The following is an 18466-nucleotide window of genomic DNA, read 5'->3' as shown; positions in this document are numbered from 1 at the left end:
TCCTTCTGCTCGCGGGGGACGGGACGTGCGGGACGACGGGTCACCGCGGCGACGGGGTGAACTCGCCCCTGGCCCGGCGCAGCGTCCGGTCGCAGGCGGCGAGGTGCTTGCCCAGGGCCTCCTCGAAGGCGGTCACGCCGGCGTCGAGGACCAGCTGCCGCCGGATCGCCAGCTCCGCCGGGACGAGCCGGCCGAACCGCTCCGCCAGACGGGCCGCCACGGCCGCCGGGTCCTTGGCCGTCTCGTCGATCAGTTCGAGCTCCAGCGCCCGCTGTGCCGACACCTGGGCGCCGAACAGCACGAGCCGCCGGGCGCGCATGCCGCCGAGCTGGTTGGTGAGCCGGTGCACGGCCATCCCGGCCCAGACACCGCCGTCGTTGGCGGGTATGTCGATGCGTACTCCCGGGGCGCCGATGCGGAGGTCGCCGGTGAGCAGGACTTCGAACGCCGGACCGCTGCACACGCCCTCGACGATCACGATCCTCGCGGACCGGGTCTGCTCCAGCCGCCGCAGGGCCTTCTCCCAGCGGCTCACCAGGTCGATGCCGACGGCGCCCGGCCATTGCGTCGCCGTGTCCGTCCCGTGCAGCCGGATCACGGCGGTCGTCCCGCCCTCCGAGTCCTCCAGCCGGTCGCAGAGCGTGTTGATCTCCGCGACCAGTGGCGCGGACAGCGGACGGGAACTGTCGATGTCGAGCGTGGCGACCGGGGCGGGAGCCTGCGCGAGTTCTGCGGAAGACATGTCTGGTCCTACTCGTCTGGGTCGGGAGGGTGATCAGTAGCGGACGAGCGCGGTCTCGAGGGTCGAGCCGGGGCCCATCGTCATGAGGACGCCGTAGTCGCCCGGACGCGTGGCGCCCTCCCGCATCAGCTGCTCGTAGGAGAACAGGAAGGAGCCGCTGGAGAGGTTGCCGTAGTCGCGCAGCACGCTCGTGGTGTGCCGGACGTCGTGTCCGGTCAGCCCGAGGTTGACCGCCACCGAGTCGATGACCTTCTTGCCACCGGAGTGGATCAGCCAGTGGGCGATCTGACTGCGCCGCAGACCTGTTCCGTTCAGCAGGTTCCCGACCACCGTCTCGGCGTGGGCACCCACCACGTAGGGCACGTCCCGGTCGAGGAAGAAGCTGAACTTGCCCTGGTCGTCGTCCCAGTCGTACCGCATCGCGTCGACCGCGTCGGGGACGATGCAGCTGGCGTACTTCAGTACCTGCGGGCCGGGCCGCTCGACGCTCTGCGTGCCGTGCGAGACGGCGATCGCGGCGGCGCCGTCACCGAAGAGGCTGTTGACGACCGACGTCCGCATGGTGCCGTCGAACACGTAGGCGGCGGAGCAGACCTCGATGCACACCATCAGCGCGATCCGGCCCGGGTTGGCCGAGGCCCAGCCGGTGGTGGCGTTCAGGGCGTTGAGCCCGGCGTTGCAGCCCATCCCGACGACGTCGAGCCGGCTGCAGTCCGTGGGGATGCCCACCTCGCGGAGGAGCAGCGCGCTGAAGCCGGGGGTGAGGAGACCGGTCGACGACACACAGACGAGGTACCCGACGTCGCTGACCGCGGCGCCGATCTGTTTGAGACAGGACTGGAGCGCGCGGGCCCCCATCTCGGTGCCCCGCGCCTTGTGTTTGGCGAGCAGTTCGCCCTGGGTCTCCCCGCGGGGCCGGCCGTCGTCGCCGTACGGCGGCACGTTGAGGAAGCGTTTGTCGATGGCGCAGTTGAGGAACACCGAACGGATGCGCCGGTCCTGGATGTCGTAGAGGTCGAGGAGCTCCTCCTGCGTGTAGGAGGAATCCGGGTTCGAGGTGCCGACGCCCAGGATCGACGGACCGGTACGGGTCCTGGCCCAGGGTGCCTCGGCGTGTCGTATGTCGTCCTTCCGGACCGGATTTTCACTCAGGAGCATTCTGACCGCCCATTGCTGACAGCCGGCGGCGAATCACGCCGGTGCATCGGGAGTTCGGGAGAATCGGCTTGCGAGACGTTCCGTGGAAGCCGTGTCGCCAGCCTAGTCCGGAGAGGGGACACGATGTCATCCCTGTTCCGTGTGAACGCCGTCACCGCCCTCACTAGGGGGAGTAGGGGTGTGAATTGCGGAAAGGCCGATGAATCAGTGGGTTCGACGCAGGGGATGGACGTACGGGAAGCGGAAACGGTGGTCCTTCACCGCTGAGGGGGAGGGAATTCCCGCCCCCTACGTGAATCGTCCGGGCGTCCGGTATTTCCCGGATATCAGGTCGTCGTCGTCACTTCGTCGTCACGTCGCCGTCTGTCAGTCGTCCGGCGCACCACGACGTCGACACAGCGGGAAAGGGAGCTCCGCCGCCGCTCCTGGCCGGTCAGCGGCACAGGGAGGGGCCCTCCCGCGGAATCCCGGGGTCCGCCAAGTCGTCGCCCTCCAGGAAGACCGGCAGATCGGTGCGGTTCCGCACCCGGAGTTTCCGGTAGACCTGGGTCAGATGCTGCTCCACCGTGCTGACGGTGATACACAGCCGTTGCGCTATCTGCCGGTTGCTGTTGCCCTGCGCGGCGAGACTGCCCACCCGGTGCTCCGCCGCGCTGAGCTCGGCCGCGCGGTCTCCGCCGAGGAGCGCGCCCGGGGGCTGTGCCGCCGTCGTCCCGGCGAGTCCGGGCAGCAGCGAACGGGTCAGGCCCTCGGCCTGGCACTCGCGCGCCGCCCGCCAGGCGCGCCGGAGCGCGGGCCGGGCGCGTCGCGCGTCTCCGGTCGCGTGGTAGGCACTGCCGAGATCGGCCAGCGCGTGGGCCAGTTCGACCCGGTCGCCGGCCTGCCGCAGCGACTCCACTGCGTCCGTGAGCAGCGCGGGACGCTCGTGCGGCTCCAGCGAGGCGGCCAGATGCCGCAGGGTCCGGCCGAGGGCCCGCGCGTCGTCCGCGGGCAGGGCGTCGAGCTGCTCCTCCAGCAAGGCGCGCGCCTCGTCCCGGCGGCGCAGGCGCAGCAGGGCCTGCGCGGCGTCGATCCGCCACGGCAGGGCGCGGGGCCCGTCGTCGTCCCAGTCCCGCAGGAGCTGACCGCAGGTCTGGAAGTCGCTGAGCGCCGCGTAGGGCCGGTTCACCGCCAACTGGTACTGGCCGCGGGCCTGGAGGTACCGCAGCCCGAACGGTGTCTCCAGCAGTGCGCCCGGCACCGGCATCGCCAGGTGGGCGGCGGCGTCCTCGTACCGCCCCGTGCGGACGGCGGTGGTCAGCAGGCAGGCGAGCGGTGCGCCGACCAGGACGCCCCAGCTCGGCCGTGAGGTCTCGTCCAGTGCGCCGGCGGCGAACCGGGCCGCGGCCGGCAGGTCGCCGCGCAGCAGCGCCGCCTCGGCACGGGCCGCCCGCGGCAGCCCCGGCCATTCCGGGCCGTCCTGGAGGGCGGCGTCGTCGAGCATCGGCAGGCACCACGGCGCCGCCGTGGTGAGCCGCTCCGGCCGGGAGAGCGCCAGCAGTCCCAGGGAGATCCGGGAGAGCGGTTCCTCGGGGCGCAGGCCCTGCCAGAGGTGCTCGCCGGCCACGGCTTCGTCGCCCCGCACGGCCCGCAGCACGGTGCCGACGAGCGACGGCGGCCCGTCCGCCGGTGTGGCGGGCGGCGTGGCCCCGGCTCCCTTCCGCCTGCCCGGGTAGCAGAGTTCCAGGCAGGCGCGTACCTCGCGCAGGTCCGCCGCGTCCGGTCCCTCGGTCGTCGCGGAGAGTTGGCCGAGCGCCGATGCCGCCTCGTCGGGCCGGCCGTGCCAGAGCAGGTACTCCAGGGTGGCGAGGGCGTCGCGGTGGGCGAGGAGCCGCCGGTCGACGGCCTCGGTGAGCCGGCCGAGGTGACGGACCACCCGGGCGGGCTCGATCCGCCATTCGGCGTCGGCGAGCACCGCGCGGCTGACGGCCCGCTGGTGCTCGTCGTCGGCGATCGTGTGGGCGAGCTTGAGGCAGTCGAGGGCGAAGTCGATCCGGCCGTCGGCAGTGGCGCCGGCGGCGGATTCGCGGAGTACCGCCGCCGCCCAGGGTTGGGCGGGTTCCCCGGCGGCCACGAGGTGGTGGGCGATGTCGGTGGGTCGACCGCCCTCCGCGTGCAGCATGTGGGCGGCCCGCCGGTGCCGGGCGACCCGCTCCCGGGCGCCGAGGTCCCGGAGTACGGCCGCCCGCGCGGTGTGGTGGCGGTAGTGGCCCTGCCGGAGGATGCCGGAGTCCTCGAGCAGACCGACCAGCGCGCGGGCCTCGATTCCGCCGAGTCCGGACAGTCCGGCGACGTGTCCGGCCGGGGGAGTGCCGCCGAGTACGGCCGTCGCCCGCGCGACGGCCAGGGCGTCGGGTTCGATGCGGTGCAGGCAGCTCACGACGCGTTCGGCGAAGCGGTCCCCGACGACGAGGCCGGAGGGCGCCGCGGGCCCCGCCGTGCGGGCCGCGGCCTGCCAGTCCTCGGCCAGCGCCTGCACCAGCAGCGGGTTGCCTCCGGTCACGGCGAACGCGGGGGCGGCCAGGCTGTGCGCGACGTGCGGGTCCAACTCGTGTGCGAGGAGTGCCGCGACCCCGTCGCAGCCGAGCGGTTCGAGCCGGATCTGGTGGCAGTACGGATGGCGGGTCAGTTCCGTCCGTGGGGCGGGGGAGTCCGAGCCGGTCCTGTCCTGGTCGCCGAGGACCAGCATGATGCGGGAGCGACGCAGCCGGCGGGCGAGGAAGAGCAGGCACTGGAGGGATTCGGCGTCCGCGTGGTGGACGTCGTCGACACCGATCAGCAGCGGCTCGGCGTCGCTCATGTCGAGGAAGACGCGCGAGACCTCCTCCAGGGTGCGCGGGCTGATCCGTCCGTCGGTCCGTCCGGTGCCGGAGAGGGCGAGGCCGGCCCGCTGCGCGTACTCGGCGTCGGCTCCGTGCAGGAGTTGGCTGAGCAGCCCGAACGGCAGGTGCCGTTCGGCCGGCGAGGCGGCGGCGGCCAGGAAGCGCACCCGGTCGCCCGCGACCCGCTCGGAGAAGGCGTGCAGCAGTTCCGTCTTGCCGACGGCCACCGGGCCGCGGACGATCACGACGCTGCCGGCTCCGCCCAGACATTGGTCCAGCAGGCCGGAAAGCAGAGTGAGTTGGGGATCACGTTCGACCAGCACCATCCGTGTGCACCTCCTCCAGGCGCCCGTTCGCCCCTCAGCGACGGGCTGCGGCGTTCGGCGTGCCGGGCGCCGTGACCGTGTCAGTGTGCGGGAGATCGTCTGAAGGACTGCTGGACGTTCTCTCCCGGCCCCCGGGGACGGCGGGCGGGACGGCGGGCGCATGGCCGCGTGCACACGACCGACCGGCCGCGCCGGGGAGGTGCGCGGCCGGTCGGGTCGAACCGGGTGGCGAGGGAGGCGGTGCCGTGCGTCAGGGGCGCGAGCCCTCCCCGCCGACCGCCTCGGGACGCCGGCCCGGTGCGCCGCTCTGCGGGGCGACCGGTGCGGGTCCGAAGCTCGGGCCGCGGCGGGGCAGTACGAACAGCGCCACCAGTACGGCGACCACCAGCAGGCCGCTGTTGACCGTGAAGACCATGCCGTATCCCTCGGTGAGCCGGGCGCCGGGCGGGTCCGTGGCGGGCGCGCGGTCGGTCACGGCCAGGGCGATCGTGCTCATCGCCGCGAGACCGATGCTTCCGCCGATCTGGCGGGCGCTGTTCAGCAGGCCCGAGGCCATGCCGGCCTCGTTCGGGGCGACGCCCGCGGTGGCGGCGTTGGCGATCGGCACGAGGAGCGGCCCGATGCCGAAGCTGGTCACCAGCGACGGCCCCAGGACGTCGACGAGGAAGTTGCCGGTGGGCCGGATCTGACTGAACCAGAACATGCCGAGGGCGCCGACGACCCCGCCCACGATCAGCAGGGCGCGTGCCTCGAAGCGGGCCAGCAGCCTGACCGCGTACAACGAGCCGACGACCAGGCCCAGGCAGAACGGCAGGAACGCGAGACCGGCGGTCAGCGCGCCCATCCCGAGGACTTCCTGGAGGTAGAGGGAGACGAAGTAGAACGAGGTGAAGATGTTGATGGAGACCATCATCATGTAGATGTTCGCCCCGGACACGGACCGGTTGGTCAGGACACCGAGCCGCAGCAGGGGTTCCTTGGCCCGGGTGCCCTCGTAGGCGAAGAAGCCGGCGAGCAGGATCGCGGCGACGGCCAGCGAGCCGATGGTCGTCGTCGATCCCCAGCCCTCGATGTCCGTCCTGACCAGGGCGAAGACCAGCAGTGAGGTGCCGAGGGTGGCCAGCACGGCGCCGACGACGTCGAGGCGGCGCGCGGTGTCGCCCGCCCCTGCGGCCGGGACGTGACGCCCCGCCAGCCACAGCCCGACGAGCGCCAGCGGGACGTTGACGAGCATGACCCAGCGCCAGTTGATGTACTCCGTGAGCAGGCCGCCCACCACCACGCCGACGGCCGCGCCGCCCGCGGTGACGGCGCTGTACACACCGAGCGCCTTCCCGCGCCGGGGGCCGGCCGGGAAGCTCGTGGTGAGCACGGCGAGCGCCGCCGGGGCGATCAGCGCGGCGCCCACACCCTGGGCGGCGCGGGCGGCGATGAGCTGGCCCGGGCCCTGGGCGAGGCCGCCGAGCAGCGAGGTCACCCCGAACAGGGCCAGGCCGACGAACAGGAGTGGTCTGCGCCCGAACCGGTCGGCCGCCCGGCCGCCGAGGAGCAGGAGGCCGCCGAAGGTGAGTGTGTACGCGTTGACCACCCAGGAGAGCCCCGACTCGTCGAAGCCGAGCGCGGTCCGCATGGAGGGCAGGGCGACGTTCACCACCGAGACGTCCAGCGAGACCATGAGTTGGGCGATCGCGACCGTCCACAGCACCCCGCCGGGGCTCACGGGACGTTCCTCTCGTGCAGTATTTTTGTACATGTATAAATAGTAGCCACGCGGGGTGCCGCTGTCGAGCGGGATCAGCCCCCGGGGGCTGATCTCAGGGCCTGCCGGGTGGCCTTCGGCCGACAGGCTCTGAGGCGGTGCCGGGACGGGCCGCCGCGTCGAGCGCGCCGGTCAGTTCCGTGGTGGTCCGCACCGCCGCGCAGCAGCCCGCGGCCCATTCCAGTGCCGCCCGGTGCCGGCGGGCGTCGAAGTCGGCGACCGCGTCGGAGGCGAGGAAGACCTCCAGGTTGCGGTCGAAGGCGTCCAGAGCGGTCGTGACGCAGCTCAGATGCGCGTACACACCGCAGATGACCACCTGGTCACGCCCGGTGGCGCGCAGCTCCCGGTCCAGACCGGACCCCGAGAAGGCGCTGTACCGCCAGGCGGACACCACGACTCCGGAGGCGTCCGGCGCGACCTCCGGGACGATCGCCGCGTCCTCCAGCACGTCGTCGGGTCCCTTGCCCCAGAAGTCCGTGAGCAGGCCGCGCTCCCCGGGTGCCTGGGTCCCGGGCTGCACGGTGTGGATGACGGGCATCCGCAGCCGGCGGAACGCCCCGACCAGCGCCGTGGTGTTGGCGAGCAGGCCGGTCAGGGGGGCTTCTCCCCGGGTGTACGGCCGCAGGAAGTACCCCTGCATGTTCAGCAGGAGCAGCACCGCGCGGGCGGGGTCGGGAACCCAGTCGACCCGGTTCGCGGCGGAGTGTCCCGCCCCGGGCATCGGGTACGGGGCGATCACGGAGACGTCCATGGCTGTCCTCACCCTCCGGCGCGGGCGGCCGCGGTGGTCACGAGATGAAGTCGTAGGAGAGGAACCCGTTCTCCGCGTCCTCCGCCCATGACCCGTAGCGCCGCATGCCGTACAGCAGTGGCAGGGGGGAGCGCAGCGAGGTCACCAGGGTCACGCGGGCCATCACGATCGTGTGGTCGCCCACCGCCTGGTCTTCGGTGACCACGCAGTCGGCGATCGTGTGCGCGGCCTCCACCAGGTGCGGGCCGCCGTCCGTCGCGGCCACCCAGGGAATCCGATCGAAGCGGTCCGCCGCCCCGGAGCCGAACAGCTCGGCGGTGGAACGGGCGTGCTGGTGCAGCAGGTTCACGGAGAGTGTCCCGCCGGCCAGGACCGCCTCCAGGGTGGGGCTGTCGCGGCGCAGACAGACCAGGAGGGTCGGCGGGTCCAGGGCGACGCTGCACAGGGACGTGCACGTCATCCCCCAGGGGACGCCGTCCGGGGCCGTGGCCGTCACGACCGAGACACCGGTGGGGAATCCGGCCATCAGGCGGCGCAGATCGGCTTCGTACCGCTGGTGCGACATGGGTCCTCACTTGCGTCGGTCGGGCGTGACACGTACGGGCGGGGCCGGACGGCCGGGGGCGGACGACGGCCCTCCCGGACGCGGTGCCGGGAGGGCCGGGAGAGAGGTCGCCGGTCCCGGACGGCCGGAGTCCGGTCTCAGTAGTCCTCGGCCCCGGTGCCACCGCCGCTCTCGGCCTCCTTGGCGCGCGCCATGCCCCGGCTGGCGTTGAGCATGCGCCGGCCGATCTCCGGCGGGGCCTGGGTGCGCGACCACTCCTCGGCCGCGTCCATCCGCTCGCGGGTCATGTTGAAGCAGCGGTTCTCCCGCAGCCCGAACTTGTCCGCGTGCGCGATGAAGTCCACTTCCTTGCGGATGTACTCGTGGATGCGCTCGGCGGCGACCTCCGGCGCCAGCGTGCCCTGCTCGACGGACTCGCACAGCTCACGGGTCAGCGTGCCCATGCGGACGAAGGTCTCGCTGATCGGGAGGGGGGAGCCCGGGTGACCGGACCGCTCGGTCTCCAGGAAGACGTCGGGGTCGCCGGTCTCGCTGTACCGGTAGTAGGCGTCCTCGACCATCATGTTGCCGCTCATCGTGCCCAGCATCCAGGTCCGGTTGACCGCGTTCCACAGGTCGTAGTGGCCGAAGCCGACGAACGAGCTGTAGACGAGGTCGTCGTGGAAGTCGAACAGCCCCTGCTGCAGGGCCTCCACATGGGCGAAGCGCTCCCTGGACCAGTCACCGTCGCGGGAGGCGGCGATCAGCCGCCAGCCCAGCGCGTTGACCAGCTCCAGGGTGTTGGCCAGGCCGCGCGAGTACAACGCGTCGATGAACCCGGCGGCGTGCGAGGTCAGACAGAAGCGCTCACCGACGACCTGCCCGGCCGAGTACTGCAGCCGGCCCGTCGACACCCAAGGACGGACGGCCTTCGCGTCCTCGAACTGCCAGGCGATCTCGGGGAACCGCTTCAGGAAGTCCTCGAACTCCTGCTCCGGAGGGGTCGAGCCCTTCGGGTACTTCCGCGGGTCCAGGGTGAGCCCCACGCTGCACAGCGGGTTGCGTGCCGCGTCGTGGTTGTCGAACGGGATGACCCAGAGCCAGCCGCCGTCGAAGACGTGGTGCAGCGTCCCGTGGTGCCACGGGCTGGGCTGGTCGTGCGGCTGCGCCGTGGGCGAGTCGTCGAAGCGCTTCACCCCGATCATGTGCGTGAAGAGGCAGCGCGAGTGGGTCCGGGCCCGCGTCGGCGTCTCCCGGAGGCCGAACTTCTCCGCGAGCGGCGAGCGGAAACCGCTGCCGTCGACCACGTAGGAGGCGCGGAACTCCTCGCCGTGCTCGGTGCGCAGCACCGCGCCCTCGTCCGGGTCGATGTCGATGTCGGTGACCCGGGTGGCCAGCCGCGCGTCCGCGCCGTAGGAGAGCGCGACGTGGAACAGGTGCGCGTCGACGTCCTGCCGGAACAGGTGCGTCTCGGTGCGCAGTTCGAGCGGGACGACCAGCTGGTTGATCTCCTGCGGGTTCTGTGGCAGTCCCTCGCGGTGGTAGACGAAGCCGAAGTTCTGCTTCTGGCCGCAGTTGGGGGAGATCTCGTCGATGGTCCCCTTGTAGTTCGACAGCGCCTTGAGCTCGGGCACGTCGTAGCGCTTGGCGATGAGACGGGCCATGCCCGAGGTGTACGGGATGGTCGACTCGCCCACCGCGAAACGCGGGTGGGTGCCCGCGTCGAGGATGAGGGTCCTGACCCCGTTGCGGGCGAGCACCGCGCCCAGCATTCCCCCGGCCATGCCGCTGCCGAGGATCACCACGTCGTACCGGTCTTCCACCGCGGAGGCGGAGTTCTTGCCTGGCACCGGATTCTCCTTCACTGGACGGTCGGTCGGACGGGTCAGGCCTTGGTGGTCGCGGAGAGCGGGGGCTCCGGTACGAGGTCGTCGACCGAGATGTTCAGCGCGAGGTGCTTGCCGCGCAGACCACCCAGCAGGGTGACGAAGTCGGCCGCCGGGGTGTTCTTCTCCTCCGGGTCGATGATGGACTGGGCCAGCTTGTGGTAGTCCTCCTTCTTCAGTGAGCGGTCGTAGAAGCGCTCCACGAAGGAACGGACCTCGTTGAAGAAGCTCAGATAGGCGGTGGCGTAGCGCTTGAGCGCCACCTCCTCGATCTCCGGGTGCTGCAGCACCTTGTCGATGACCCGGGACAGGATGCTGCCCGCGGTCGTCGCCAGCGCGACACCGGTCGAGATGAGCGGGTCGACGAACGCCGCCGCGTCGCCGACGGCGGCCCAGCCCTTCCCGTAGACGGTCTGGTTCGTGTACGACCAGTCCCGGGCGCTGCGGAAACCGGCCGACTGACGTGCGTCCCGCAGCATGTGCTTCAGCTTCGTGGTCTTCTCGACCTCGTCACGGAAGAGCTGCTCCAGGTTCTGGTCGCTGTCGCCGGCGACCGAGCTCGGCGTCACGAAACCGACGCTGACCGTCCCCTTGTCGAGCGGGATTCCCCAGAACCAGCCGTTCTCGATGCCCTCGATCAGGATGTTGGTGAACTGGTCGCCCGGCAGCCGTTCGCAGTTGTCGAAGTACGTCCACACGGCGACGTTGCGGAGCTTGTCGTGCCAGTGGATCTCCGAGTACTTGCGGGTGAGGACACGCGCCTGACCCGACGCGTCCACCACCATCGAGGACGACGCCTCGTAGCTCCCCTTGCCGCCCCGCACCGTGAAGCGGACACCGGTCACCCGGCCGTCCTCGTCCTCCACCGGCTCCTTCACGGTGGCGTCCTCGACGACGAACGCCCCCAGCTCGCGGGCCCGGTCCAGGATCAGCGCGTCCAGGTCGGCGCGCCGGGTGTGGTAGGCGAACGGATAGTCGCCGCCGTCCACGAAGGAGAAGTCCCAGGCCGCCTGCTCGCTGCCCCACACGAACGTTCCGCCGTACTTGCGCTCGAAACCGCGCTGCTCCATCCGCTCGGTCAGGCCCATTTCCTCCATGGGGGCCATCACGACCGGAATGAGCGACTCGCCGACGTGGTAGCGAGGAAAACGCTCGCGGTCGAGAATCAGGACCTTGTGTCCCCGCTTGGCGAGAAGTCCGGCGGTGGTGGCACCGGCCGGCCCACCGCCGATAACGATGACATCGAATTCAGTGGGTATGCCGGTGAGAGTGGACGGCATGTGCGACCTTCCCGATCTGAAACGTGCCACATCCCGCCCCGAGCGGGCATCGCAGCACTGCGTTGGCTGGACTCCGCCAGGTTCGGGGACAGGCGCTGAACGCCTTCTGCACAGCTTCTGGACGCGTTCTTGGGAAATCCGGACCCCCGCTGGATTAGGGGCGGAAACAGTGGATCAGGGGAACGAACTAGGGGTTGTATTCGCCGTACCGCCCTTTCTAGCGTTACACCAGGTGTGCTCGCCGGGAACGGCCGGAAGGGTGCGCGAGCCGGAGGAAACGGCGCCGCCCGGCCCCCAGGTGCTGTGCCGACGGTGGAAACTCAAAGCAGGCAGGAGCGTGCGAGTGACGCAGGTCGAAGGCATCCGGCCACTTTCCGCAGTGCTGCGCGAGCACGCACTCGACCGGCCCGACAAGGTCGCGTTCGCCGACGAGGAACGACAGGTCACCTACGGCGGGCTGGAGACACGTACGGGGCGGCTCGCCGGCCACCTCGCCGGCCACGGACTCGGGCGCGGCGACCGGGTCGCGATCCTCCTCGGCAACTCCGTGACGACCGTCGAGAGCTATCTCGGCGTCACCCGGGCCGCCGCCGTCGGCGTCCCCGTCAACCCGCAGTCCTCGGACGCCGAGCTGGCCCATCAACTCGACGACAGCGGAGCCCGCTTCGTCATCACCGACGGCGCGCACCTCGAACAGGTCACCCGCCTGCGGCCCGGACGCACGCACCTCACGATCGTCCTCGCGCACGGCGAGGACCCCGACACCCTCGCCTTCGACGCGCTCGCCGGGACGGAGCCCGCCCAGGCGCCGCGAGACGACCTCGGACTCGACGAACCGGCCTGGATCCTCTACACCTCCGGCACCACGGGCCGCGCCAAGGGCGTCGTCTCCACCCAGCGCGGCTGCCTGTGGTCGGTCCGCTCCTCCTACCAGGGCGTCCTCGGACTCGCTGCGGAAGACAGGCTGTTGTGGCCGCTGCCGCTCTTCCACAGCCTGGCGCACATCCTCTGCGTCCTCGGCGTGACCCTCACCGGCGCCACCGCGCGCATCCTGCCGGGCTTCGGCGCCCGCGACGTCCTGGAGGCGCTGCGCTCCGAGCCGTACACCATGCTGCTCGGCGTCCCCTCGATGTACTTCCGGCTCCTCGAAGCGGTCGAGGAGTCCGGCCGCCCCGTCACCGGTCCCCGAGTCTGCCTGGTGACCGGTGCGGCCACCGGCGCGGCGCTCGCCGAGGCCGTCGAGAGGGTCCTCGGAGCGCCCTTGGTGAACAGCTACGGCAGCACCGAGACCTGCGGCGCCATCACCATGAGCCGCCCCGACGAGGTACGGGTCCCCGGCACCGTCGGGACCGTGGTGCCCGGCGCCCGGCTGCGGCTGGTCGATCCGCGCACCGGCCGGGACGTGCCGCCCGGCGAGGAGGGCGAGGTCCTGGTCGACAGCCCCGGCCTCATGGCCGGCTACCACGGCAGGCCGGAGGAGACCGCCGCCGCGTTGCGGGACGGCTGGTACCGCACCGGCGACCTGGCCCGCCGCGACGACGAGGGGCGGCTCGCCGTCACCGGGCGCGTGAAGGAACTGATCATCCGGGCCGGAGAGAACATCCAGCCCGGCGAGATCGAGGCGGTCCTGCGGACCGTGCCCGGCGTCCGGGACGTCGCCGTGACGGGCCGTCCGGACGAGGCCCTGGGCGAGGTACCGGTCGCCTACATCGTCGCCGAGCCCGAGGGCTGGTCGCCGGCCGCGGCGCTCGCCGCCTGCCGGGACCGGCTCAGCTACTTCAAGGTCCCCGTGGCGCTGTACGAGACCACCGCCCTGCCGCTCACCGGCTCGGGCAAGGTCAGCCGAGGACGGCTGGGGCGGCTCCCGGCCCGCCTGCGCGGCGTCGGGACGACCCACCACGACCACCTGTGGGAGACGGACTGGGTGCCGTGGGAGGACGGGGCGGACACCTCGGGGACCCGTCCCACGGCGCACCCGGACGGACAGCCGTCGGACATCCGCCCCGGTCCGGGCGGGGAACCGGGGCGCTGGGCCGTGATCGGCGGCCGGGAACCCGCCTTCGAGGAGGCGGTCCGGCGCGCGGGCGGCCAGACCGAGCACTGCGCCGACCCGGCGGCGGCACGCGCCGCGGGACCGTTCGACGGATACCTCCTGGCCGGACCCGCGCCCGCGAAGGACGCGCACGAAGGCCCCGGTGCGCCGGAGGACCGGGACGGCTCCGAAGACCCCGACGGCCTCCCCGGGTTCGCGGCCCTCGCCGCGGCCGGGCCGCCCCGCCGGACCATCGTCCTGACCCGGGGCGCGGTGGCGGTGCGTCCCGGCGAGCCGGTCGACCCGTCCGGCGCGGCCCGGCGCGCCTGGTTCCGCGCCCACGCCTCCGGCCGCCCCGGCCGCACGCTCCTCGTCGACCTCGAACCACCGGCCCCGGAAGGGGAGTCCGGGGCTCTGCCCGCCGCGGCCTGGGACACCCTGCTGACCGGGCTCGGCGAGGAGACGGAGTGCGCAGTCCGCGCGGGCACCGTCCACCTGCCGCGCCTCTCCCGGACGCGGGCGACGACCACGGCCGTCGAGCCCCCCGGACCGGCCGGCGATCAGCCGGAAGCCGCCCGGCCGGGAGTCACGGACGGCGACGCGGAGGCCGAAGCGGGCGGCGTGCGGACCGGACCCGCCGGAGCGCAGGCCGGACCCGCCGGTGCGGAAACCGAGGGCGGGGCCGGCCCGGAGGGGACGGTCCTCGTGACGGGTGCGGGCACCCCGCTGGCCCGCGTCCTGGCCGGCCACCTCGTCGCCGGCCACGGTGTCCGCTCGATCGCCCTCGCCGGCACCGGACCCACGGCCTCCCGCGAACTGGCCCGCGAACTGGCCGGGATGGGCGCCGAGGTCACGGTCCACACCGCGCGGGCGGACACCGAGGCGGGCGCCGCCGCGCTGCTCACCGCCGCCGCCGCGGGAGCGCCACTCGCCGCGATCGTGCATCCTCTCACCGGACCGGACGCCACGCGCGCCGCGGCCCACCTCATGGCCCTGACCGGCCGCGGCTCCCCGGCCCCGACACCCCTCACCCTCTGCGGCCCGCTCGGCGAGGGGCTCGCGCACGCCGGCTCTCCGGCACAGGCCGCCGCCGAAGCCCGCCTCGCCGCGCTCGCGCACGACGCGCCGCACACGACCCTCATCGGCCTCGTCCCCGGACCGGCCACCCCGGTCGAGTCCGCCACCGCCACCCCGGTCGTGCCCGGCGCGCTGGCGCTCACCGACCGAGAGACCGCCGACGCCTTCGACATCGGCCGGACGCTGCCCGGACCCGTCCTGGCGCTGCGCGTCGACCCCTGGCGCCTGCGCTCCGACCCGGCCGCCACCCGGCTGCGCACCCTGCTGCGCCCGCCCGCCTCCGGCGGCACCGGCACACCCGCCGCCGGCACCGCCGAGGCGGAGGCACTGCGGTCCGGGCTCGGTCGACTGCCCGGCCGGGCCCGCTCCCGCGCCCTCGTCGACCTGGTACGCGAGGAAGCGGCCCGCACCCTCGGACTCGCCGGACCGTCCCTCGTCGACACCACGCTCGCCTTCGTCCACCTGGGACTCACCTCCCTCACCGCGGTCGCCCTGCGCGACCGGCTCGCCGCCCGCACCGGACTGCGGCTGCCCGTCACCCTCGCCTTCGACCATCCGACGCCCGCCGCCGTCGCGGAGGTGCTCGCCCGGGACCTGTTCGGCCGCGCGGACGCCCCCGCGACCGCCGCCACCTGCGCCGCGCCCGCCGCCGACGACCCCGTCGTCCTGGTCGGCACGGCCTGCCGCTACCCCGGAGGCGTCGCCTCCCCCGAGGACCTGTGGCGACTCGTCGCCGACGGCCGCGACGCCATCGGCCCGTTCCCCACCGACCGCGGCTGGGACCTGGACCGGCTGCTCAGCGGTGACGGGACCGAACCGGGCACCAGCGCCACCGGCTCCGGAGGCTTCCTCGACGCTCCGGGCGACTTCGACGCCGGATTCTTCGGCATCAGCCCCCGCGAAGCGCTCGCCATGGACCCCCAGCAGCGCCTGCTCCTCGAAGTGGGCTGGGAGGCGATCGAACGCGCCGGCATCGACCCGCACACGCTCCGGCACACCGACACCGGCGTCTACGTCGGGCTGATGTTCCACGACTACGCCAAGAACCCGGGCGCCCTCCCCGAAGACCTGGAACGCCTCCTCGGCACCGGCACCGCCGGCAGCGTCGCCTCCGGACGCCTCGCCTACACCCTCGGCCTCAGCGGACCGGCGCTCACCGTCGACACCGCCTGCTCCTCCTCGCTCGTCGCCCTCCACCTGGCCGCCCAGGCGCTGCGCCGCGGCGAGTGCTCGCTGGCGCTGGCCGCCGGGGTCGCCGTGATGGCGACCCCGGGCACCTTCGTGGAGTTCAGCCGCCAGCACGGCCTCGCCGCCGACGGCCGCTGCAAGGCGTTCAGCTCGGACGCCGACGGCACCGGCTGGTCCGAGGGCGTCGGCGTGGTCGTCCTGGAACGCCTCTCCGACGCCCGCCGCCACGGGCACCCCGTGCTCGCCGTGCTCCGGGGCGGCGCGGTCAACCAGGACGGCGCGAGCAACGGCCTGACCGCGCCGAGCGGCCCCGCCCAGCAGCAGGTCATCCGCCGGGCCCTCGCCGACGCCGGCCTGTCACCCGCCGACGTGGACGCCGTCGAGGCGCACGGCACCGGCACCGTGCTCGGCGACCCGATCGAGGCCAACGCGCTCCTGGCCACCTACGGCCGGGAACGCGATCCGGCACGGCCGCTGCTGCTCGGATCGCTCAAGTCCAACATCGGCCACGCCCAGTCGGCGGCGGGGGTCGGCGCGGTCATCAAGATGGTCGAGGCGATCCGGCGCGGCGAACTGCCCCGCACCCTGCACGCCGACCGGCCCACCACGGCGGTGGACTGGGACGCGGGCGCCGTACGCCTGCTCCGGGAGCACACCCCCTGGCCGCGGAGCGGGAGCCCCCGCCGGGCCGCGGTGTCCTCGTTCGGCGTCAGCGGTACCAACGCCCACCTCATCCTCGAACAGGCCCCCGACCCGGTCCCCCTCCCGGCCTCCTCCCTCCAGGCCCCCGACCCGGCCCCCGGCGCCACGCCGTCGCGAGCCGCCGCCCCGGAGCCCCGGGCCGAACCGCCCGAGGTGCCCTTCGTGCTGTCGGCCCGGACACCGGCCGCGCTGCGGACCCGGGCCGCGCACCTCCTCGCCCGCCTGCGCGAGGACCCGGACCTCCCGCTCCCCGACCTCGCCGCCGCGCTGGCCACCACGCGGAGCGACTTCCCCCGCCGCGCCGCCTTCGTCGCGGCGGGGCGCGCCGAGCTCGAGCGCCGCCTCACGGTCGTCGCCGACAGCGACGCGAAGGCCGGAGCCGTCCCCGGCGGACTGGCCGTCGAGGGCGGACTGGCCCTCGCGTTCACCGGCCAGGGGAGCCAGCGGCCCGGCATGGGGAGGGAGCTGTACGCCGCGTATCCCGTCTTCGCCGAGGCGCTCGACGCGGCCCGCGCCGCGCTCGACCCGCACCTCGCACGGCCCCTGCGCGCGGTGATGTGGGCCGCCGAGGACACGCCGGAGGCCGCGCTGCTGGACCGTACCGACTTCACCCAGCCCGCGCTCTTCGCCCTGGAGACGGCGCTGTTCCGTCTCGTCGAGTCCTGGGGCGTCGTGCCCGATCTGGTCCTCGGGCATTCCGTCGGCGGCCTGACCGCCGCCCACGCGGCCGGAGTGCTGTCCCTTCCGGACGCGGCGTCGCTCGTCGCGGCCCGGGGCCGACTCATGGCGGCGTTGCCCGCCGGCGGAGCGATGGCCGCCCTGGAGGCGACGGAGGAGGAGGTCCGCACGGCCCTGGCAGGCATGCCGGGCACCGTCGAGATCGCCGCCGTCAACGGCCCGCGCGCCGTCGTGGTCTCCGGCGACGCGGACGCGGTCGACACCGTCGGCGACGGCTTCCGGGCCCGGGAGCGCCGGGTGACCCCGCTGCGGGTCAGCCACGCCTTCCACTCCCGTCACATGGACCCGATGCTGGACGACTTCCGTGCCGTGGCACGGACGGTGACCTTCCGGCCGCCGCTGATCCCGGTGGTCTCCGATGTGACAGGCCGGGTCGCCGAGTCGGCCCAGCTGTGCTCGCCCGACTACTGGGTGCGGCACGCACGCGAGGCCGTGCGCTTCGCCGACGCCGTACGCGCGCTCCCGGGCACGGGAACCGCCTCGCTTCTCGAGCTCGGTCCCGACGCCGTGCTGACCGCCATGGCGCGCGACTGCCTCGCGGACGGCGAACCGTTTCTGTGCGGCGGGTTGCGCCGCGGACGCCCCGAGGCCCGCACTCTGCTCGACGCGGTGACCCGGGCCCATGCCCACGGCGTACCGGTCGACTGGGTGGCGTTCTTCGCCGACCGGCCCGCACGACCGGTGGACCTGCCCGTCTACCCCTTCGAACACCGGCGTTACTGGCTCGCCTCACTGCCCGCGCCCCGGCCCGACGGCACCGGGACCCCCGCCCTCCCGGCCGCCGACCGGGCCACGACCGAGGCTGCCGGTCCCGGCGACGGCACCCGCCCCGGCACGGACACACCGCCGGGGCGGCGGCTGCGGACCGAGCTGGCCGCCCTCCCGGACGACCGGCGCGCGCACACCCTCCTCGACGTCGTCCGCACGGAGATCGCCGAGGTCGCCGGCTTCGAGGACCCCACGGACGTGGACCCGCGGCGCAGCATGAAGGACCTGGGACTCGACTCCGTGTCCGCCGTGGACCTGCGCAACCGCCTCGTCGCGCGGACCGCCGTGGACCTGCCCGCCTCCCTCGCGTTCGACCATCCGACGGCCGCCGCCATGGCCCGGCACCTGCTCGGCGAACTCCGGCCCGGCCTCGACGGCCCGCAGGCCGGGGACGACGGCGCGGGCGGCGGCCCGCGCACGGTCTTCGGCGAACTGGACCGGCTCGAGAACCGCCTCGAAGCGGAGCCCCTCGACGGCACGGCGCGAGACCGGATCGTCGCCCGCCTGCGCGCGCTGACCGCGCGCCTCGCCGACGGCCCGGCGGACCGACCGGCGAGCACGGACGGCGCGGATCTCGGAGAACTGATCGGGGCGGCCACCACCGACCAGCTCTTCGACCTCATCGACAACGAACTGAAGGGACCGTGACGTGAC

General features: G+C 73.4%; 9 protein-coding genes. 1 reads left to right on the top strand and 8 read right to left on the bottom strand.

All coding sequences use genetic code 11. The annotated features are described in order from the left end of the window. Positions 1–40: 40 nt before the first annotated feature. The 8 genes from dpgB to OG393_RS04580 all read right to left on the bottom strand — a co-directional run bounded on the left by dpgB (position 41) and on the right by OG393_RS04580 (position 11307). On the bottom strand, positions 41–742 hold the full coding sequence (gene dpgB, locus OG393_RS04615; RefSeq protein WP_327373283.1) for an enoyl-CoA-hydratase DpgB: 702 nt from the start codon (positions 740–742) through the stop codon (positions 41–43). 33 nt (positions 743–775) lie between these two features. After that, positions 776–1900 carry a 3,5-dihydroxyphenylacetyl-CoA synthase DpgA gene (gene dpgA, locus OG393_RS04610; protein ID WP_327373282.1) on the bottom strand — a complete coding sequence of 375 codons (1125 nt, stop codon included), beginning with the start codon at positions 1898–1900 and terminating at the stop codon, positions 776–778. A gap of 433 nt (positions 1901–2333) precedes the next feature. Then, the gene (locus OG393_RS04605) at positions 2334–5087 is read right to left on the bottom strand and encodes an AAA family ATPase (protein WP_327373281.1); all 2754 of its coding nucleotides are present in this window, start codon (positions 5085–5087) and stop codon (positions 2334–2336) included. A 250-nt stretch (positions 5088–5337) separates the two neighbouring features. After that, positions 5338–6807 (bottom strand): MFS transporter, encoded by a 1470-nt coding sequence (locus tag OG393_RS04600; RefSeq protein WP_327373280.1) that lies wholly within the window; start codon positions 6805–6807, stop codon positions 5338–5340. Between the two features lie 94 nt (positions 6808–6901). Then, positions 6902–7597, bottom strand: a complete 696-nt coding sequence (locus tag OG393_RS04595) for an isochorismatase family protein (RefSeq protein WP_327373278.1) — start codon at positions 7595–7597, stop codon at positions 6902–6904. 37 nt (positions 7598–7634) lie between these two features. Next, positions 7635–8162 carry a flavin reductase family protein gene (locus OG393_RS04590; RefSeq protein WP_327373277.1) on the bottom strand — a complete coding sequence of 176 codons (528 nt, stop codon included), beginning with the start codon at positions 8160–8162 and terminating at the stop codon, positions 7635–7637. A 137-nt stretch (positions 8163–8299) separates the two neighbouring features. Then, complete coding sequence (locus OG393_RS04585) at positions 8300–9991, bottom strand: NAD(P)/FAD-dependent oxidoreductase (protein WP_327373276.1); 1692 nt, start codon at positions 9989–9991, stop codon at positions 8300–8302. Between the two features lie 35 nt (positions 9992–10026). Then, positions 10027–11307 carry an NAD(P)/FAD-dependent oxidoreductase gene (locus OG393_RS04580; RefSeq protein WP_327373275.1) on the bottom strand — a complete coding sequence of 427 codons (1281 nt, stop codon included), beginning with the start codon at positions 11305–11307 and terminating at the stop codon, positions 10027–10029. A 343-nt stretch (positions 11308–11650) separates the two neighbouring features. On the opposite strand from OG393_RS04580, the gene OG393_RS04575 reads away from it, so the two are divergent. Next, positions 11651–18460 (top strand): polyketide synthase, encoded by a 6810-nt coding sequence (locus OG393_RS04575; protein WP_327373273.1) that lies wholly within the window; start codon positions 11651–11653, stop codon positions 18458–18460. The last annotated feature ends 6 nt before the right edge of the window (positions 18461–18466 follow it).

This window comes from Streptomyces sp. NBC_01216 (assembly GCF_035994945.1).
In the GTDB taxonomy this organism is placed as follows: domain Bacteria; phylum Actinomycetota; class Actinomycetes; order Streptomycetales; family Streptomycetaceae; genus Streptomyces.
The sequence above is the reverse complement of the archived record's forward strand: the minus strand, read 5'-3'. Positions and strand labels throughout refer to the sequence as shown.